The organism is Citrobacter sp. Cm038, assembly GCF_030333105.1.
Lineage (GTDB): Bacteria > Pseudomonadota > Gammaproteobacteria > Enterobacterales > Enterobacteriaceae > Citrobacter > Citrobacter murliniae.
Genome location: NZ_JAOWGO010000024.1, coordinates 1 through 15852, shown reverse-complemented (window position 1 = coordinate 15852; position 15852 = coordinate 1). Strand labels below are relative to the sequence as shown.

At 49.9% G+C, this 15852-nt stretch carries 12 protein-coding genes, 1 rRNA gene and 1 riboswitch; of the genes, 11 read left to right on the top strand and 2 right to left on the bottom strand.

Features of this window, described 5'->3' with window-relative positions; all coding sequences use genetic code 11:
• Nucleotide 1: 1 nt before the first annotated feature.
• The 6 genes from OGY01_RS17450 to oxyR all read left to right on the top strand — a co-directional run bounded on the left by OGY01_RS17450 (nucleotide 2) and on the right by oxyR (nucleotide 7124).
• Nucleotides 2-1519 carry a sugar ABC transporter ATP-binding protein gene (locus tag OGY01_RS17450; RefSeq protein WP_502873413.1) on the top strand — a complete coding sequence of 506 codons (1518 nt, stop codon included), beginning with the start codon at nucleotides 2-4 and terminating at the stop codon, nucleotides 1517-1519.
• A complete protein-coding gene (locus tag OGY01_RS17445; RefSeq protein WP_048223431.1) occupies nucleotides 1512-2504 on the top strand; it encodes an ABC transporter permease in 993 nt (330 codons plus the stop codon). The genes OGY01_RS17450 and OGY01_RS17445 overlap by 8 nt, the downstream gene beginning before the upstream one ends.
• A 13-nt stretch (nucleotides 2505-2517) precedes the next feature.
• On the top strand, nucleotides 2518-3564 hold the full coding sequence (locus tag OGY01_RS17440) for an ABC transporter permease (protein WP_048223434.1): 1047 nt from the start codon (nucleotides 2518-2520) through the stop codon (nucleotides 3562-3564).
• The gene (locus OGY01_RS17435) at nucleotides 3564-4445 is read left to right on the top strand and encodes an L-ribulose-5-phosphate 3-epimerase (protein WP_048223436.1); all 882 of its coding nucleotides are present in this window, start codon (nucleotides 3564-3566) and stop codon (nucleotides 4443-4445) included. The genes OGY01_RS17440 and OGY01_RS17435 overlap by 1 nt, the downstream gene beginning before the upstream one ends.
• Before the next feature lie 10 nt (nucleotides 4446-4455).
• Nucleotides 4456-5937: an FGGY-family carbohydrate kinase gene (locus tag OGY01_RS17430; RefSeq protein WP_284097143.1), complete on the top strand. Its 1482-nt coding sequence runs from the start codon at nucleotides 4456-4458 to the stop codon at nucleotides 5935-5937.
• A 269-nt stretch (nucleotides 5938-6206) separates the two neighbouring features.
• Nucleotides 6207-7124: a DNA-binding transcriptional regulator OxyR gene (oxyR, locus tag OGY01_RS17425; RefSeq protein ID WP_045449377.1), complete on the top strand. Its 918-nt coding sequence runs from the start codon at nucleotides 6207-6209 to the stop codon at nucleotides 7122-7124.
• Here the strand turns inward: oxyR and sthA are convergent.
• The gene (gene sthA, locus OGY01_RS17420; protein ID WP_286493441.1) at nucleotides 7107-8507 is read right to left on the bottom strand and encodes a Si-specific NAD(P)(+) transhydrogenase; all 1401 of its coding nucleotides are present in this window, start codon (nucleotides 8505-8507) and stop codon (nucleotides 7107-7109) included. The two genes, oxyR and sthA, sit on opposite strands and share 18 nt — an antisense overlap.
• Before the next feature lie 191 nt (nucleotides 8508-8698).
• Between sthA and fabR the strand changes: the two genes are divergently transcribed.
• Together fabR and OGY01_RS17410 are read left to right on the top strand one after the other, a co-directional pair.
• The gene (fabR, locus tag OGY01_RS17415) at nucleotides 8699-9334 is read left to right on the top strand and encodes an HTH-type transcriptional repressor FabR (protein ID WP_003028862.1); all 636 of its coding nucleotides are present in this window, start codon (nucleotides 8699-8701) and stop codon (nucleotides 9332-9334) included.
• A 15-nt stretch (nucleotides 9335-9349) separates the two neighbouring features.
• Nucleotides 9350-9709 carry a YijD family membrane protein gene (locus tag OGY01_RS17410; protein WP_045449381.1) on the top strand — a complete coding sequence of 120 codons (360 nt, stop codon included), beginning with the start codon at nucleotides 9350-9352 and terminating at the stop codon, nucleotides 9707-9709.
• A gap of 57 nt (nucleotides 9710-9766) precedes the next feature.
• Here OGY01_RS17410 and trmA read toward each other — a convergent pair whose 3' ends face one another.
• Entirely contained in the window at nucleotides 9767-10867 is a 1101-nt protein-coding gene (trmA, locus tag OGY01_RS17405; protein ID WP_045449383.1) for a tRNA (uridine(54)-C5)-methyltransferase TrmA, read from the bottom strand.
• A 115-nt stretch (nucleotides 10868-10982) separates the two neighbouring features.
• Nucleotides 10983-11178, top strand: a riboswitch (cobalamin riboswitch).
• 65 nt (nucleotides 11179-11243) lie between these two features.
• Between trmA and btuB the strand changes: the two genes are divergently transcribed.
• The 3 genes from btuB (at nucleotide 11244) to OGY01_RS17390 (ending at nucleotide 15840) form a co-directional block, all read left to right on the top strand.
• On the top strand, nucleotides 11244-13127 hold the full coding sequence (gene btuB, locus OGY01_RS17400; RefSeq protein WP_045449384.1) for a TonB-dependent vitamin B12 receptor BtuB: 1884 nt from the start codon (nucleotides 11244-11246) through the stop codon (nucleotides 13125-13127).
• Nucleotides 13072-13923, top strand: coding sequence for a glutamate racemase (gene murI, locus OGY01_RS17395; protein ID WP_045449386.1), 852 nt, complete (start codon nucleotides 13072-13074; stop codon nucleotides 13921-13923). The genes btuB and murI overlap by 56 nt, the downstream gene beginning before the upstream one ends.
• Before the next feature lie 375 nt (nucleotides 13924-14298).
• Nucleotides 14299-15840 (top strand): 16S ribosomal RNA (locus OGY01_RS17390).
• Nucleotides 15841-15852 lie beyond the last annotated feature (12 nt).

Genomic DNA, 15852 nt, shown 5'->3' with positions numbered 1-15852 from the left:
TATGATGCCTCATATTACAGAGAAAAATACAGGTGAACCGTTAGTGACGTTAAAATCGTTAACTAAAAGCTTCGGCGGTCATCGGGCATTAAAAAATATTGATCTCACTCTAAATAAAGGTGAAGTCCACTGTCTTGCTGGTGCAAATGGTTGTGGTAAAAGTACATTAATAAAAACGCTGAGTGGTGTGTATATCCCGGATACGGGTAGCGAAATTATTATTGATAATAGATCCTGGTCCAGACTTTCACCAGATAGAGCTCGCGAGTTAGGTATCCAGGTTATTTATCAGGATCTCTCATTATTTCCTAATTTGACGGTGGCAGAAAACATAGCCTTTGAATATAACCTTAAGGGTTATTTTAGGTGGCACAAAAAAGCACATCTGAAAGCGGTATCAGAGAAGATTATACAGGAATTAAATTTTAACCTCGATGTTGACGCATTGGTTCAGCATTTGCCTATTGCGCAGCGCCAGCAGGTTGCCATTTGTCGTGCTCTGGTCGCAGAAGCCCGACTGGTGATAATGGACGAACCAACGGCTTCGCTTACTCGTACCGAAGTTAACCAACTACTACGTACGGTAAATTATCTCCGTCATAAAAATATCACTGTAGTTTTTGTTAGCCACCGCTTGGATGAGGTCAAAGAGATTTCCGACCGTATCACGGTTATTCGCGATGGTGAAATTATAGGTACCTGGGCAGCTGAACAGTTGTCTCCGGGACGCATCACAGAACTGATGACCGGCAGGACCATTGTTCACCAGAAAAAATTACCGAATAGTGTTGAAGGTAAAGTTGTCCTTGAACTGAAAAAGTTGAGCAGGAAAGGACAATTTGAAGATATTTCCCTGAAACTTCATCAGGGTGAGGTTCTGGGATTGTGCGGTTTGTTAGGTTCGGGACGAACAGAGCTGGCGTTGAGCCTATTTGGTATTACTCATCCAGATAGCGGAGATATCTATCTGGAGGGTAAAAAAGTTGTGATTAAAGATAATACCCATGCAGCGAAATTAGGTATTGCCTATGTCTCTGAAGATCGTCTTACATTGGGAGCGGTTTTATCCCAGTCAGTCAGTGACAATATGGTACTTTCGATTCTTAACAGGTTAAAAACACCATGGCAATTTATTGATGAAAAACGCCAGGACGCCTTGGTTAAAGAATGGATTCAGGATCTGGATATTAAAGTCACCAATCCTGATAACCCACTTTCAACACTTTCTGGTGGTAATCAACAAAAAGTGGTGCTGGCGAAATGGATTTTAACGCGTCCAAAAGTACTTATTCTTGATGCCCCTACAGTTGGTGTCGATATAGGAGCGAAAGACAGTATTTATCAGCTTATTCACCGGCTTTCCGGTGTAGGTATTTCAGTCTTGCTGATTACTGATGAAGCGCCAGAAGCGTATTACAACTGCGATCGTATTTTTCACATGCGGCGTGGGAAGATTATTAACGAACTGCAGCCTTCTCTCTATACCGAACAACAGCTAGCGGAGGTGATTAATGGCTAGTTTATTGCACCTGCGGTTTCCACGTTCAGTCGAAGGATGGCTGGGATGGGTTATCGCCCTGATGCTGGTACTGTTTTCTCTTATGAATGATCAATTTCTGTCAATTCAAAACCTGCTGGATCTGACAGAAAGCTATGCCGTTACAGGGATCTTTGCCCTCGGGCTATTTGTTGTGCTGGTGACAGGAGGAATTGATATTTCATTCGCTGCTGTAGCCTCAGTTGTTCAGTATGTGGTGGCGTCATTACTGCTTAACGAAACAATAGCTAATCCACTGCTATGTCTCGGGGTTGCTATTTCTCTGGGTGTTTTGTTTGGCCTGATCAATGCGATCCTCATTTATTACCTCAATGTAGTTTCCATCATTATCACCATCAGTATGCAGTCGTTGTTATTCGGCATGTTGATGTGGCTGACTAATGGTCACAGCATCTATGACTTACCTGACTGGTGGATAACGCAACGTTCCCTTTTTAGCTTCGAATTTGAAGGGGAGGTTTATCAGGTTGGATTGCCTCTGGTAGTGATGCTGGGCATGGCCTGTTTTACATGGATTGTAATGACGAAAACCCATATTGGACGTCAGCTTTATGCTGTGGGCGGCAGTACAGAGTCGGCGCGGCGTATTGGTATCCGGGTTTCACTGATTTATTTGTTCGCCTACGGCTATCTTGGCGCGGCGGCGGCGATCGGCGGAATGCTGCAGGCTTACCGCATGAGCGAGGTTGTTCCCAATGCGTTGGTTGGCGGTGAATTGGATGTTCTGGCCGCTGCTGTACTGGGAGGTGCTAGCTTATCCGGGGGTCGTGGTTCGGTGATCGGTACGCTTATGGGGGTCTTCCTCATCGGCATACTCAAAAATGGTCTCAACTTGATTGGCGTGTCCAGCTACTTCGTCAATATCGTCATCGGTGTGGTGATTGTTTCGGCTATCTGCGTCACCCATTACAAAAAGCGTAAAGAAACGGACGTTGGATTTGTCTGACAGGGGGCGTGAAATGAAAAAAAAGGCATTTTTACCAATTGATGGCACCAGCTCCGGCTTACTGGCGATATGTTTCTTTGCAGTAGTGGCTTTTAGCCTGGCGATGCCCGGACGTTTTTTTACCGATAATACTTTTCTGAGTATTGCCTTCCAGCTACCCGAGTTGGGATTGCTCACTTTCGCGATGTTTGTGCCAATGCTGAGCGGTGGGCTGAATCTGGCGATTATTGGTACCGCTAATCTAACCAGCCTGTTTATGGCCTGGCTGTTGATCCAATTCGTACCTGCTGATGCTTCTACCAGTATGCAGTTAGGGTGGTTATTTTTGGCGATAGTGGGAGCGATGATGATCGCTGTCGCGATTGGCGCTGTGACAGGAATGATCATCTCTCGTGTTGGCGCACACCCAATTTTGGTAACACTGGGCAGTATGACGATTATCAGTGGTATTGGTATTTACCTCACTAAAGGCGCTGCCTTAAGTGGTATGCCACCGATAGTCCGTAGCATTGGGTCAGAGGTCATTTATGGGATGCCGGTTCCGATGGTGATTTTTATCATTACGACTCTCGGGCTGGCACTATTCCTTGGAAAAACGCGCACTGGAAAAGTCATCTATATGTGCGGCAGCAATATTAATGCAACCTGGTTTAGCGGCATTCGCACCGAGCGCGTGCTGATTGCTATTTATGCTATCTCCAGTCTGTTATGCGTCCTGGCGGGGCTGATTATGCTTGCTCGCTTCAATTCCGCTCGTATGGGATATGGCGATTCTTATCTTCTGCTCACAGTACTGGCCATTGTTTTGGGCGGCACCGATCCGTTCGGTGGGGTAGGCAAAGTTGCTCATGTATTTTGCGCACTATTGGTGCTCCAGGTTATCGCTACCGGGCTTAGCCTGCTAGGTCTTAGCCTGCATTTTAATCTGGCTGTATGGGGGATTACATTGATTGCCGCACTGGCATTTAAGTTCTTCAAACAAAAATGGCAGGCACGGCGCGCCATGAATAACAGTCGGAAAGCGTTTCAACAACAATTGGCAACTCGTGAGGGAAGATAATGCGTAGCCACCCGTTAGGTATTTATGAAAAGGCGCTCCCCAGGAACACCAGTTGGGTCGAGAAGCTTGCACTGGCTAAATCATGCGGCTTTGATTTTGTTGAAATGTCGGTGGATGAGAGTGAGGACCGGCTGGCTCGCCTGGACTGGTCCCTTGCGGATCGTATGGAAATTATCAGCGCCATTCAGAAGACAGGGGTACGTATTCCAACATTGTGCCTCTCTGCCCATCGACGCTTTCCGTTTGGCAGTCGCGATAGTGATACTCGACAGCAAGCGCGAATTATTATGCAAAAAGCGCTACGACTGGCGCAGGATCTGGGGATTAGAACCATCCAGCTTGCCGGTTATGACGTTTATTATGAGCCGCAAAATGATGAAACTATTGCCTGGTTTGAAGATGCGATGGCTTGGGCGGCGGAACAAGCTGCGGCTGCACAGGTTATGTGCGCTGTGGAAATTATGGATACACCTTTTATTAACTCCATCAGTAAATGGAAATTGCTGGATGCCAAAATTAACTCTCCATGGTTTGCCGTTTATCCTGATGTCGGCAATCTAACTGCATGGGGCAACGAGTTGGAGAGTGAACTGGCAAAAGGTATTGATCGGATTGCCGCAATCCATCTTAAAGACACATTTCCAGTGACACCGGATTCCCCAGGGCAGTTCCGCGATGTTCCCTTTGGTGAAGGTTGCGTAGATTTTATCAAATTATTCAAAATATTACGCCAACTTAACTATCGGGGAACCTTCTTGATAGAAATGTGGACGGAAAAATCTGCAGAGCCATTACTGGAAATTATTCACGCACGCCAGTGGATAGAGAGCAAGATGCAGGCGGCTGGATGGTATGACGAGCGGTCGCTTATCGCCGGATAAGGAGAATACGATGGACCATTACTATATGGGCATTGATTTGGGCGGCACTGTTACCAAAGTGGGGCTCTACACTGCCGAGGGTAAGGAAATCACTGTGGCCGCCCAGACCTTACCATTATTGAGTCCGCAGGCGGGGTTTTGTGAACGTGATATGACTGACCTCTGGATGACAACCTGTGAAGTTATCCGGCGAGCGTTGACAGAGAGCCATCTTTCAGCGGAACAGATTCGCGGGATTGGTTTTTCCTCACACGGTAAGGGGCTTTATCTGGTCGATAAGTCAGGGCACCCGGTACGCAATGGTATTGTGTCCTCTGATTCTCGGGCCCAGCCCTTGGTTACTGCCTGGAAGGCGCAGGATATCGATCGTTTGGCTTATCCACGCAGTTTCCAACAACTATGGCCTTCTCATCCGGTCGCGTTGTTGGGGTGGTTGAAGCAGCATGAGCCAGAGAGTTACGCACGTACGGGCTATGTTTTGATGGCTCACGATTACATACGTTACTGCCTTACGGCTGAATTTACCTGTGAAGAGACTAATATTTCGGGTAGCCAGTTATTCAATCTGCAACGTAATGAATTCGATCCTGAATTGTTCTCGATATTTGGCATTGAAGAGATGATGGGGTGTATGCCTAAGGTGATCGGCTCCGCCGATCTGGCAGGAGTCGTTACGACAGACGCTGCCGCATTGTGTGGATTAAAACCGGGAACGCCGGTCTTTGGCGGCGTCTTTGATGTTGTTGGCGCAGCAATGACCTCCGGAGTGTATGACAATACGCAACTCAGCGCTGTTGCTGGAACATGGTCTATTGCCACCCGCGTTTTTGATAACATCATTCCGGCAGAATATCCGTATGTGTGGGGGAAATTCAGTATCCCTGGGCAATACTTTGCCCATGAAGGAAGCCCTACTTCTGCCAGTAATTTGACCTGGTTTATTAATCGTTTTTTCCCGGATTTACTGGACGATCATGACACGCTCAACCAATGGGCGGCTCGTGGCTACGAGAAACAGGACTGCATTCTATTTTTCCCCTGGTTGTACGGCTCAAACTACTGCGATTCATTGAGTGGTGGATTTCTCGGGGTAGGAGGCCATCACGATGTTGCGGATATGGTTTACGCAATCTATCAGGGTGTCGTTTTTTCGCATTTATTGCATCAGGACAAATTGTTGCAGCTCAGTGACGGCACGGAATCAATTCGTTTTACCGGTGGTCCAACGCATTCGCGTATCTGGATGCAAATGTTTTGTGATGCCAGTAACTTGCCGATTGAGATTGTTGATATTGAACAGTCCGGTTGCCGGGCAGCTGCAATGTGTGCTGCCGTGGGAACCGGTGATTATTCAGGTTTTGAACAGGCGATTAAAGCGACCCTGCCACCAGTGATTCGCCTGGAGCCGGATGCGGCGAAACATAGTATGTTGCGGAGCCGATTCGAACGGTTCAAACGTGTCGCTGATGCACTGAGCACGGTAGCAACGTAACAACAGCACATTGTTGTATCAATCCAGCCTGGCATTAAGCCGGGCTTTTTTACGCAAAAAAAAAAGCGGACCAGAGGTCCGCAAACGTTCACGTTGGCTTTAGTTATTTCGAGTATGAGAGAGACTCTCTGAACGGGCAGTGACTTCAAGGGTTAAAGGGTACCGCTCCGTTTCTGTGGTGCATTATTAAACAGAAAACTTGATAGGGATAATCGTTCGTTGCTATGCTACCTATCGCCATGAACTATCGTGGCAATGGAGGATGAATAATGAATATTCGTGATCTTGAATACCTGGTAGCGCTAGCCGAACATCGTCACTTCCGACGAGCGGCGGACTCCTGCCACGTCAGCCAGCCAACGCTTAGCGGGCAAATCCGTAAGCTGGAAGATGAGCTTGGCGTCATGCTGCTGGAGCGTACGAGTCGTAAAGTGCTGTTCACTCAGGCGGGTTTACTGCTGGTGGATCAGGCGCGCACTGTGCTGCGTGAGGTCAAAGTGCTCAAGGAGATGGCAAGCCAACAAGGCGAGACAATGTCTGGTCCTCTGCATATTGGTTTGATCCCAACGGTGGGACCTTATCTGCTGCCGCATATTATCCCTATGTTGCACCAGACCTTCCCGAAACTGGAAATGTACCTGCATGAAGCGCAGACGCATCAGCTGCTGGCGCAACTGGATAGCGGTAAGCTTGACTGCGTAATTCTGGCGCTGGTGAAAGAGAGTGAGGCATTCATCGAAGTTCCGCTATTTGATGAGCCGATGTTGCTGGCGATCTATGAAGAACATTCATGGGCAAATCGCGAGTGCGTTCCGATGTCCGATTTGGCGGGTGAAAAACTGCTGATGCTGGAAGATGGCCACTGTCTGCGTGACCAGGCGATGGGTTTCTGCTTTGAAGCGGGTGCAGATGAAGATACCCATTTCCGGGCTACCAGCCTGGAAACGCTGCGTAACATGGTGGCGGCAGGCAGCGGTATTACCTTACTGCCCGCGCTGGCGGTTCCACCGGAGCGTAAACGTGATGGTGTTGTCTATCTGCCGTGCATTAAGCCTGAACCACGCCGTACGATTGGCCTGGTGTATCGTCCTGGCTCGCCGCTGCGCAGCCGTTATGAACAGCTGGCAGAGGCCATCCGTGGAGCAATGGATGGCCATTTCGACAGTGCGTTAAAACAGGCGGTTTAGGCCATTTAGCGCCGCTACCCGATAGGCTTCCGCCATGGTCGGGTAGTTAAAGGTGGTGTTAACGAAGTACTCAATGGTGTTACCACCACCTTTTTGCTCCATTATCGCCTGACCGATATGAATAATTTCGGCAGCGCGTTCTCCAAAGCAGTGGATCCCTAAAATCTCTTTGGTTTCACGATGGAACAGGATCTTCAGCGTTCCTACACTCATCCCGACGATTTGGGCGCGAGCCAGATGTTTAAACTGAGCACGACCAACCTCGTAAGGGACTTTCATTGCCGTTAACTGCTGTTCGGTTTTCCCGACAGAGCTGATTTCCGGAATGGTGTAAATGCCAGTCGGAATGTCTTCGATCAAATGTGCGTTAGCTTCACCTTTCACCAGCGCCTGGGCGGCAATGCGCCCCTGATCGTAGGCTGCAGATGCAAGGCTCGGATAGCCGATAACATCTCCCACGGCATACACATGCGGCAGCGCTGTCTGGTACATGCTATTCACTTTGAGCTGCCCGCGGCTGTCTGTTTTCAGGCCAATGTTTTCCAGCGCCAGTGAATCTGTATTCCCGGTGCGACCATTCGCGTACAACAGGCAGTCGGCTTTCAGCTTTTTGCCGGATTTCAGGTGCATGATGACGCCATCATCACAGCCTTCAATCTTCTCGTATTCTTCATTGTGGCGAATAACAACACCACTGTTCCAGAAGTGATAAGAGAGCGAATCGGACATCTCCTGGTCGAGGAACGCCAGCAGACGGTCGCGGGTGTTGATTAAATCAACTTTGACGTCCATTCCGCGGAAAATCGACGCATATTCACAGCCAATCACGCCAGCGCCATAAATCAGCACATGGCGAGGTTCATGGTGCAGGCTGAGGATAGAATCGCTGTCGTAAACGCGCGGGTGGGAAAAGTCGACATCAGCAGGGTGGTAAGGGCGTGAGCCACAGGCGATAACAAATTTATCTGCCGTTAGCGTTTCCACTGTGCCGTCGTGGCATTCCAGAGCAATGGTGTGTTCATCAACAAAGCGGGCATTTCCCTGCAGAATTTCGCAGTGGTTACGCTCGTAAAACCCTTGCCGCATGCGCGTTTGCTGGTTAATCACGTTATCAGCGTGATTGAGAATATCGGCAAAGGAGGAGCGGAGGAGTCGGGAATGGTCGCTGTAAAGGGGGTTCTGATTGAATTCAATGATACGGCTGACTGCGTGGCGGAGCGCTTTAGACGGGATAGTGCCCCAGTGGGTACAACCGCCGCCGACGTTATGATAGCGCTCAATAACCGCGACGCGAGCTCCTTGCTTAACCAGACCCATTGCAGCGCCTTCGCCGCCGGGACCGGAACCTATTACTATTGCATCGTAATCGTAGGAATGTGACATGGTCAGGCTTACCTGTTCTTATACATAAAAGCAACAGAATAGTAACATCGTTGTCGGGATAACCCAATTATCGTTGTGCTTTTTTGCGAAGTCGAAGCACAAACTGCGCGTAAACAAACATTCACAAAGCCATGCCAACAACCTAATCTCTGGTATAGTGCCAGCAAGGTATATGGAAGGATTCAGACATCGTGATGGGCGTTAGAGCGCAACAAAAAGAAAAAACCCGGCGTTCGCTGGTAGAAGCTGCATTTAGTCAACTGAGCGCAGAACGTAGTTTTGCCAGCCTCAGTTTACGAGAAGTCGCTCGTGAAGCGGGCATTGCCCCAACTTCCTTTTATCGCCATTTTCGCGATGTGGATGAACTCGGCCTGACGATGGTAGACGAGAGTGGTCTGATGCTGCGCCAGCTAATGCGCCAGGCGCGTCAGCGTATCGCCAAGGGCGGTAGTGTGATCCGTACCTCGGTCTCAACATTTATGGAATTCATTGGCAACAATCCCAACGCCTTCCGTTTATTATTGCGCGAGCGCTCTGGTACCTCCGCAGCGTTTCGTGCAGCGGTAGCGCGTGAAATTCAGCATTTCATTGCGGAACTTGCGGACTATCTGGAACTCGAAAACCATATGCCTCGTGCGTTTACTGAAGCGCAAGCTGAAGCCATGGTGACGATTGTTTTCAGTGCGGGGGCAGAGGCACTGGATGTTGGCGCAGAACAGCGCCGGCAGTTGGAAGAGCGGTTGGTATTGCAGCTGCGCATGATCGCGAAAGGCGCATTTTATTGGTACCGCCGTGAACAAGAGAAGATGACGCATCACTCCGAGTAACGAGAAGGACGAGCAATGAAACAGTCAGGTCAAGATAAAGGTACTCTGCTGCTGGCGCTGGTTGCTGGCTTATCGATCAATGGCACATTCGCGGCGCTGTTTAGCTCCATTGTGCCATTCTCTGTATTCCCGATTATTTCGCTGGTGCTGACGGTTTACTGCCTGCATCAACGTTACCAAAATCGCACCATGCCTGTGGGATTGCCGGGTCTGGCTGCTGCCTGTTTCATTCTCGGCGTCCTGCTGTACAGTACCGTAGTGCGGGCTGAATATCCGGATATCGGCTCTAACTTCTTCCCGGCGGTACTGTCGGTAATTCTGGTGTTCTGGATCGGCTTCAAAGTGCGTAACCGTAAGCAGGAGATCTCTGAATAATTTCTCCGCTCTGTAGGCCCAATGGTGCTGTGCATATCGGGCCTACAGGACTGCAAACTACTTTGCTGTCAGCAATACACCACACTCCATATGGTGCGTATACGGAAACTGATCGAACAGAGCCAGACGTGAAACATTGTGCGTCTGGCTTAATGTTTCCAGGTTCTTACACAGTGTTTCCGGGTTGCAAGAGATGTACAGAATTCGCGGATACGCCTGCACCATCTTCTCCGTTTCGCTGTCCAGACCGCTACGCGGTGGGTCCACGAAAATGGTTTCACACTGGTAGCTCTTCAGATCGATTCCCTGCAAACGGTTGAATTCACGTACACCGTTCATCGCCTGAGTAAACTCTTCAGCTGCCATACGAATAATTTGTACGTTATCTATGTGGTTGGCCGCAATGTTGTACTGTGCGGCTGCAACAGATGGCTTGGCGATTTCGGTTGCCAGTACGCGGTTGAAATTTTGTGCCAGGGCTAGTGAGAAGTTACCGTTGCCGCAGTAAAGTTCGAGCAGATCGCCTTTTGAATTTTTGGTGACATCAATCGCCCATTCCAGCATCTGAATATTCATGGCGGCGTTGGGTTGTGTAAAGCTGTTCTCAACCTGGCGGTAGATAATCTCCTTCCCCGCAACCGGCAAACGCTCGTCGATATAATCCTGATCGAGCTCGATTTTGGTTTTGGTTGCCCGACCAATCAGATGCACGTTCAGATTCTGTGCACGCAACGCGTCACGCAATACCTTGGCTTCCTGGCGCCATTCGTCATCCAGCTTTTTGTGATACAGCATAGATATCACCGCCTGATTGCTCATGGTGGTGAGGTAATCAATTTGGAAGAGTTTGTGACGCAGGATACGGTTGTTGCGAACACCTTCAATCATTGCCGTCATCAGCGTGTTGATGAGTTCGCTGGCCGCCGGAAAGCTGTCGACGCGAATACGGCTTTTGGTCTGTTGATCGAACATGATGTGATACAAATCATCACCGTCATGCCACAGGCGGAATTCAGCGCGCATGCGGTAATGACTGACCGGTGAGCGAAACACTTCCGGAGCTTGATCAGAGAATGGTGTCATTAAGCTCTGCAAACGCACCACTTTTTCAGCTAACTGCGCGTCATACTGTTCTGTCGGAAGGTGTTCGGGGGTCATGATGTATCCTGAAAAATAAAAGTACGCGGGGATTGTAGGGATTGCTCAGTAGATGTCCAGTTATTGATGATTTCCGATATTGTGATATACGGTCTGGACACAAGGTTGTAACAGACTGTAGCATCCGCGTTCCGGTCCTGTGAGTTAATAGGGAATCCAGTGTGAATCTGGAGCTGACGCGCAGCGGTAAAGAAAGGTGAGATGAGAGCGTAAGCAGACACTGCCTGCGGGTGGGAAGTCTTCATTTCTTTTTATTCTATATCCTGAATAACCTTCCAAGCCCGAAGACCTGCCGGCTAACGTCGCATCTGGTTTTCACCATCGCGTACTATCGGTGGGGCCTGCGGCATCCTTCTTATATTGTGGATGCTTTACAATGATTAAAAAATCGTTGCTGTTGACGGCACTCTCCGTCGCGGCATCTTCTGGTTGGGCGCAGGACGCTAGCCCGGATACACTCGTCGTCACTGCGAACCGTTTTCAGCAGCCTGTTAATACTGTTCTGGCGCCTACCGATGTGGTGACACATGAAGATATTCAGCGCTGGCAGTCAAAAGATCTCAATGACGTAATGCGCCGCCTTCCTGGTGTGGACATCTCGCAGAGTGGCGGTATGGGGAGTAGTTCTTCTCTGTATGTCCGTGGCACTGAATCGCGCCATGTTCTGGTATTGATTGATGGTGTGCCAATGGCGCGTGCGGGTATTGGCAACGCGATTGATATTGGTCAGATTCCGGTATCGTTGGTGCAACGCATTGAATACATTCGCGGACCGCGTTCAGCGGTGTACGGATCTGGCGCGATTGGTGGTGTGGTCAATATCATTACCATGTCGGATGATGAGCGCGCGCAAATAAATGCAGGGATGGGAACGCACGGCTACCAGACCTATGATGGTGCGGTTAACAAGCGTTTTGGCGACACGATGGTGACAGCGGCCGGCGCGTACCAGACCACCAAAGGCTTTAATATCCAGCCTAATTCTCCTTACAGCGGGGACAGCGATCGTGATGGCTACCGTAATAAGCTGTTCTGGGGTGGCGTGCAGCACAAGTTTGACGATAACCTCTCTGGCTTCTTCCGCGGCTATAGCTATACCGCTAACAGCGATTACGACCAGGGTTCAGCATATGGTTCTGCTAAAGGTAATGAAGAAGGCCAGAATTACAACCAATCCTGGGATACAGGTCTGCGCTACAATTCTGGTATCTATTCTTCCCAACTGATCGCTAATTACCAACATCTTAAAAATTACAACTACACCAATAATCTTGGTCGCTATGCGGGTGATGCCACACTGGATGACATGGAACAGCGCTATATCCAGTGGGGTAATAGCGTTGAGGTCGGGCATGGGGCGATTAATGGTGGTGTTGACTGGAAACAGGAAAAGCTGACATCCAGCAGCACAACAAAATCCGATGTCTACAAACGCGATACCACCGGGCTTTACCTGACCGGGCAACAGCAGATCGATAGTGTGACGCTGGAAGCTTCAGGCCGTGAAGACCACGACGAGCAGTTTGGCTGGCATGGTACGTGGCAGACCGCCGCCGGTTGGGAGTTTGTGGACGGCTATCGCGCAACGCTTTCCTACGGAACCAGCTTTCTGGCGCCGTCTCTGGGTCAGCAGTTTGGCGCTACACGTTATGCTTCGGAATATTATTCTGGTATCTCTGCCAACCCGGATTTGAAGCCAGAAGAGTCTAAACAGTGGGAAGCGGGGATTGATGGTTTAACCGGGCCACTGGATTGGCGTCTCTCGGCATACCGTTATGAAATTCAAAACCTGATTGACTATAAAAGCACTAATGGCCTCAACCAGTATGTCAACGTCAAGTCGGCAACTATTAAGGGGCTTGAGTGGACGGGGAATGTGACGACCGGCCCGGTGGAACATCACCTGACGCTGCAATATGTTGATCCGCGCGATGATGAAACCAATAAGACCCTTGCTCGCCGTGCGAAACAGCAGGTGAAGTATGAGCTGACGGGGCAGATTTATGATCTCGGCTGGAATGTGGCTTACCAGTATATGGGGCAGCGCAATGACAACGCCTATGACGAAGCAACCGGCACTTCTCATCCGGTTAAACTAGGTGGTGTTAGTCTGTGGGATATTGGACTTTCATATCCGGTCACCTCACAGCTGACAGTTCGTGGTAAAATCGCCAACCTGTTCGATAAAGATTACGAGACAGTATATGGCTACCAAACTGCAGGACGGGAATACACCTTGTCTGGCAGCTACACCTTCTGATCCACGTCCCACCGTGCTGGTGTTTGATTCCGGCGTCGGTGGGTTGTCGGTCTACAATGAGATCCGGAATCTCTTGCCGGATCTCCACTATATATACGCTTTCGATAACGTTGCCTTTCCTTATGGAGAGAAGAGCGAGGAGTTTATTGTCGAGCGTGTCGTTGAGATAGTTACTGCGGTTCAGCAGCGCTACCCCCTTTCACTTGCTGTCATCGCGTGTAATACCGCAAGTACGGTGTCACTCCCCGCCTTACGCGAAAAGTTCGCCTTCCCTGTAGTTGGTGTTGTACCTGCTATTAAACCGGCGGCGCGACTCACGGCTAATGGCATCGTCGGGTTACTGGCTACGCGTGCGACAGTAAAGCGCTCTTATACGCACGAACTGATTGAGCGGTTTGCTAACGAATGCCAGATTGCAATGCTGGGATCTGCTGAGCTGGTGGAGCTGGCTGAAGCGAAGCTCCACGGTGAACCCGTTTCCCTGGAGGAACTGCGTCGTATTCTGCGGCCGTGGCTACGGATGCCAGAGCCACCGGATACGGTGGTCTTGGGATGTACGCATTTCCCTCTATTACAGGAAGAACTTTTGCAGGTTCTTCCTGAAGGGACGCGACTGGTGGATTCAGGAGCAGCGATTGCGCGTCGAACGGCTTGGTTATTAGAACATGAAGCGCCTGATGCGAAATCAACTGATGAGAACATTGCCTTCTGCATGGCAATGACGACAGAAGCTGAACAATTATTGCCCGTTTTGCAGCGTTATGGCTTCAAAACGCTCGAAAAGCTGACGGTTTAATCAGTTTTGGTGAAAAAACACGCAATCAGAAAGTTATTTTAAATTTCCCCTTGTCAGCCTGAAATAACTCCCTATAATGCGCCTCCACTGACACGGAACAACGGACTACAGGCCGCCGGGTCAGCGGGGTTCCACTGAGAACTTCGCAGAGAAAAGCAAAAATAAATGCTTGACTCTGAATGAGGAAAACGTATTATACGGGACCTCGCGACAGAGCGCCAAAGCGCGTCGCAACTGCTCTTTAACAATTTATCAGACAATCTGTGTGGGCACTCAATGATACGGATTCTTAACGTCGCAAGACGAAAAATGAATACCAAGTCTCTGAGTGAACACGTAATTCATTACGAAGTTTAATTCACGAGCATCAAACTTAAATTGAAGAGTTTGATCATGGCTCAGATTGAACGCTGGCGGCAGGCCTAACACATGCAAGTCGAACGGTAGCACAGAGGAGCTTGCTCCTTGGGTGACGAGTGGCGGACGGGTGAGTAATGTCTGGGAAACTGCCCGATGGAGGGGGATAACTACTGGAAACGGTAGCTAATACCGCATAACGTCGCAAGACCAAAGAGGGGGACCTTCGGGCCTCTTGCCATCGGATGTGCCCAGATGGGATTAGCTAGTAGGTGGGGTAACGGCTCACCTAGGCGACGATCCCTAGCTGGTCTGAGAGGATGACCAGCCACACTGGAACTGAGACACGGTCCAGACTCCTACGGGAGGCAGCAGTGGGGAATATTGCACAATGGGCGCAAGCCTGATGCAGCCATGCCGCGTGTATGAAGAAGGCCTTCGGGTTGTAAAGTACTTTCAGCGAGGAGGAAGGTGTTGAGGTTAATAACCTCAGCAATTGACGTTACTCGCAGAAGAAGCACCGGCTAACTCCGTGCCAGCAGCCGCGGTAATACGGAGGGTGCAAGCGTTAATCGGAATTACTGGGCGTAAAGCGCACGCAGGCGGTCTGTCAAGTCGGATGTGAAATCCCCGGGCTCAACCTGGGAACTGCATCCGAAACTGGCAGGCTAGAGTCTTGTAGAGGGGGGTAGAATTCCAGGTGTAGCGGTGAAATGCGTAGAGATCTGGAGGAATACCGGTGGCGAAGGCGGCCCCCTGGACAAAGACTGACGCTCAGGTGCGAAAGCGTGGGGAGCAAACAGGATTAGATACCCTGGTAGTCCACGCCGTAAACGATGTCGACTTGGAGGTTGTGCCCTTGAGGCGTGGCTTCCGGAGCTAACGCGTTAAGTCGACCGCCTGGGGAGTACGGCCGCAAGGTTAAAACTCAAATGAATTGACGGGGGCCCGCACAAGCGGTGGAGCATGTGGTTTAATTCGATGCAACGCGAAGAACCTTACCTACTCTTGACATCCAGAGAACTTAGCAGAGATGCTTTGGTGCCTTCGGGAACTCTGAGACAGGTGCTGCATGGCTGTCGTCAGCTCGTGTTGTGAAATGTTGGGTTAAGTCCCGCAACGAGCGCAACCCTTATCCTTTGTTGCCAGCGGTCCGGCCGGGAACTCAAAGGAGACTGCCAGTGATAAACTGGAGGAAGGTGGGGATGACGTCAAGTCATCATGGCCCTTACGAGTAGGGCTACACACGTGCTACAATGGCATATACAAAGAGAAGCGACCTCGCGAGAGCAAGCGGACCTCATAAAGTATGTCGTAGTCCGGATTGGAGTCTGCAACTCGACTCCATGAAGTCGGAATCGCTAGTAATCGTGGATCAGAATGCCACGGTGAATACGTTCCCGGGCCTTGTACACACCGCCCGTCACACCATGGGAGTGGGTTGCAAAAGAAGTAGGTAGCTTAACCTTCGGGAGGGCGCTTACCACTTTGTGATTCATGACTGGGGTGAAGTCGTAACAAGGTAACCGTAGGGGAACCTGCGGTTGGATCACCTCCTTACCTTAAAGAACC

What these genes read in the sequence shown, in the direction of transcription:
- OGY01_RS17410 (WP_045449381.1), top strand. Translation starts at nt 9,350, where the DNA reads ATGAAACAGTCAGGTCAAGATAAAGGTACTCTGCTGCTGGCGCTGGTT.
- OGY01_RS17450 (WP_502873413.1), top strand. Translation starts at nt 2, where the DNA reads ATGATGCCTCATATTACAGAGAAAAATACAGGTGAACCGTTAGTGACG.
- murI (WP_045449386.1), top strand. Translation starts at nt 13,072, where the DNA reads ATGGCTACCAAACTGCAGGACGGGAATACACCTTGTCTGGCAGCTACA.
- OGY01_RS17435 (WP_048223436.1), top strand. Translation starts at nt 3,564, where the DNA reads ATGCGTAGCCACCCGTTAGGTATTTATGAAAAGGCGCTCCCCAGGAAC.
- oxyR (WP_045449377.1), top strand. Translation starts at nt 6,207, where the DNA reads ATGAATATTCGTGATCTTGAATACCTGGTAGCGCTAGCCGAACATCGT.
- trmA (WP_045449383.1), bottom strand. Translation starts at nt 10,867, where the DNA reads ATGACCCCCGAACACCTTCCGACAGAACAGTATGACGCGCAGTTAGCT.
- btuB (WP_045449384.1), top strand. Translation starts at nt 11,244, where the DNA reads ATGATTAAAAAATCGTTGCTGTTGACGGCACTCTCCGTCGCGGCATCT.
- OGY01_RS17430 (WP_284097143.1), top strand. Translation starts at nt 4,456, where the DNA reads ATGGACCATTACTATATGGGCATTGATTTGGGCGGCACTGTTACCAAA.
- OGY01_RS17445 (WP_048223431.1), top strand. Translation starts at nt 1,512, where the DNA reads ATGGCTAGTTTATTGCACCTGCGGTTTCCACGTTCAGTCGAAGGATGG.
- sthA (WP_286493441.1), bottom strand. Translation starts at nt 8,507, where the DNA reads ATGTCACATTCCTACGATTACGATGCAATAGTAATAGGTTCCGGTCCC.
- OGY01_RS17440 (WP_048223434.1), top strand. Translation starts at nt 2,518, where the DNA reads ATGAAAAAAAAGGCATTTTTACCAATTGATGGCACCAGCTCCGGCTTA.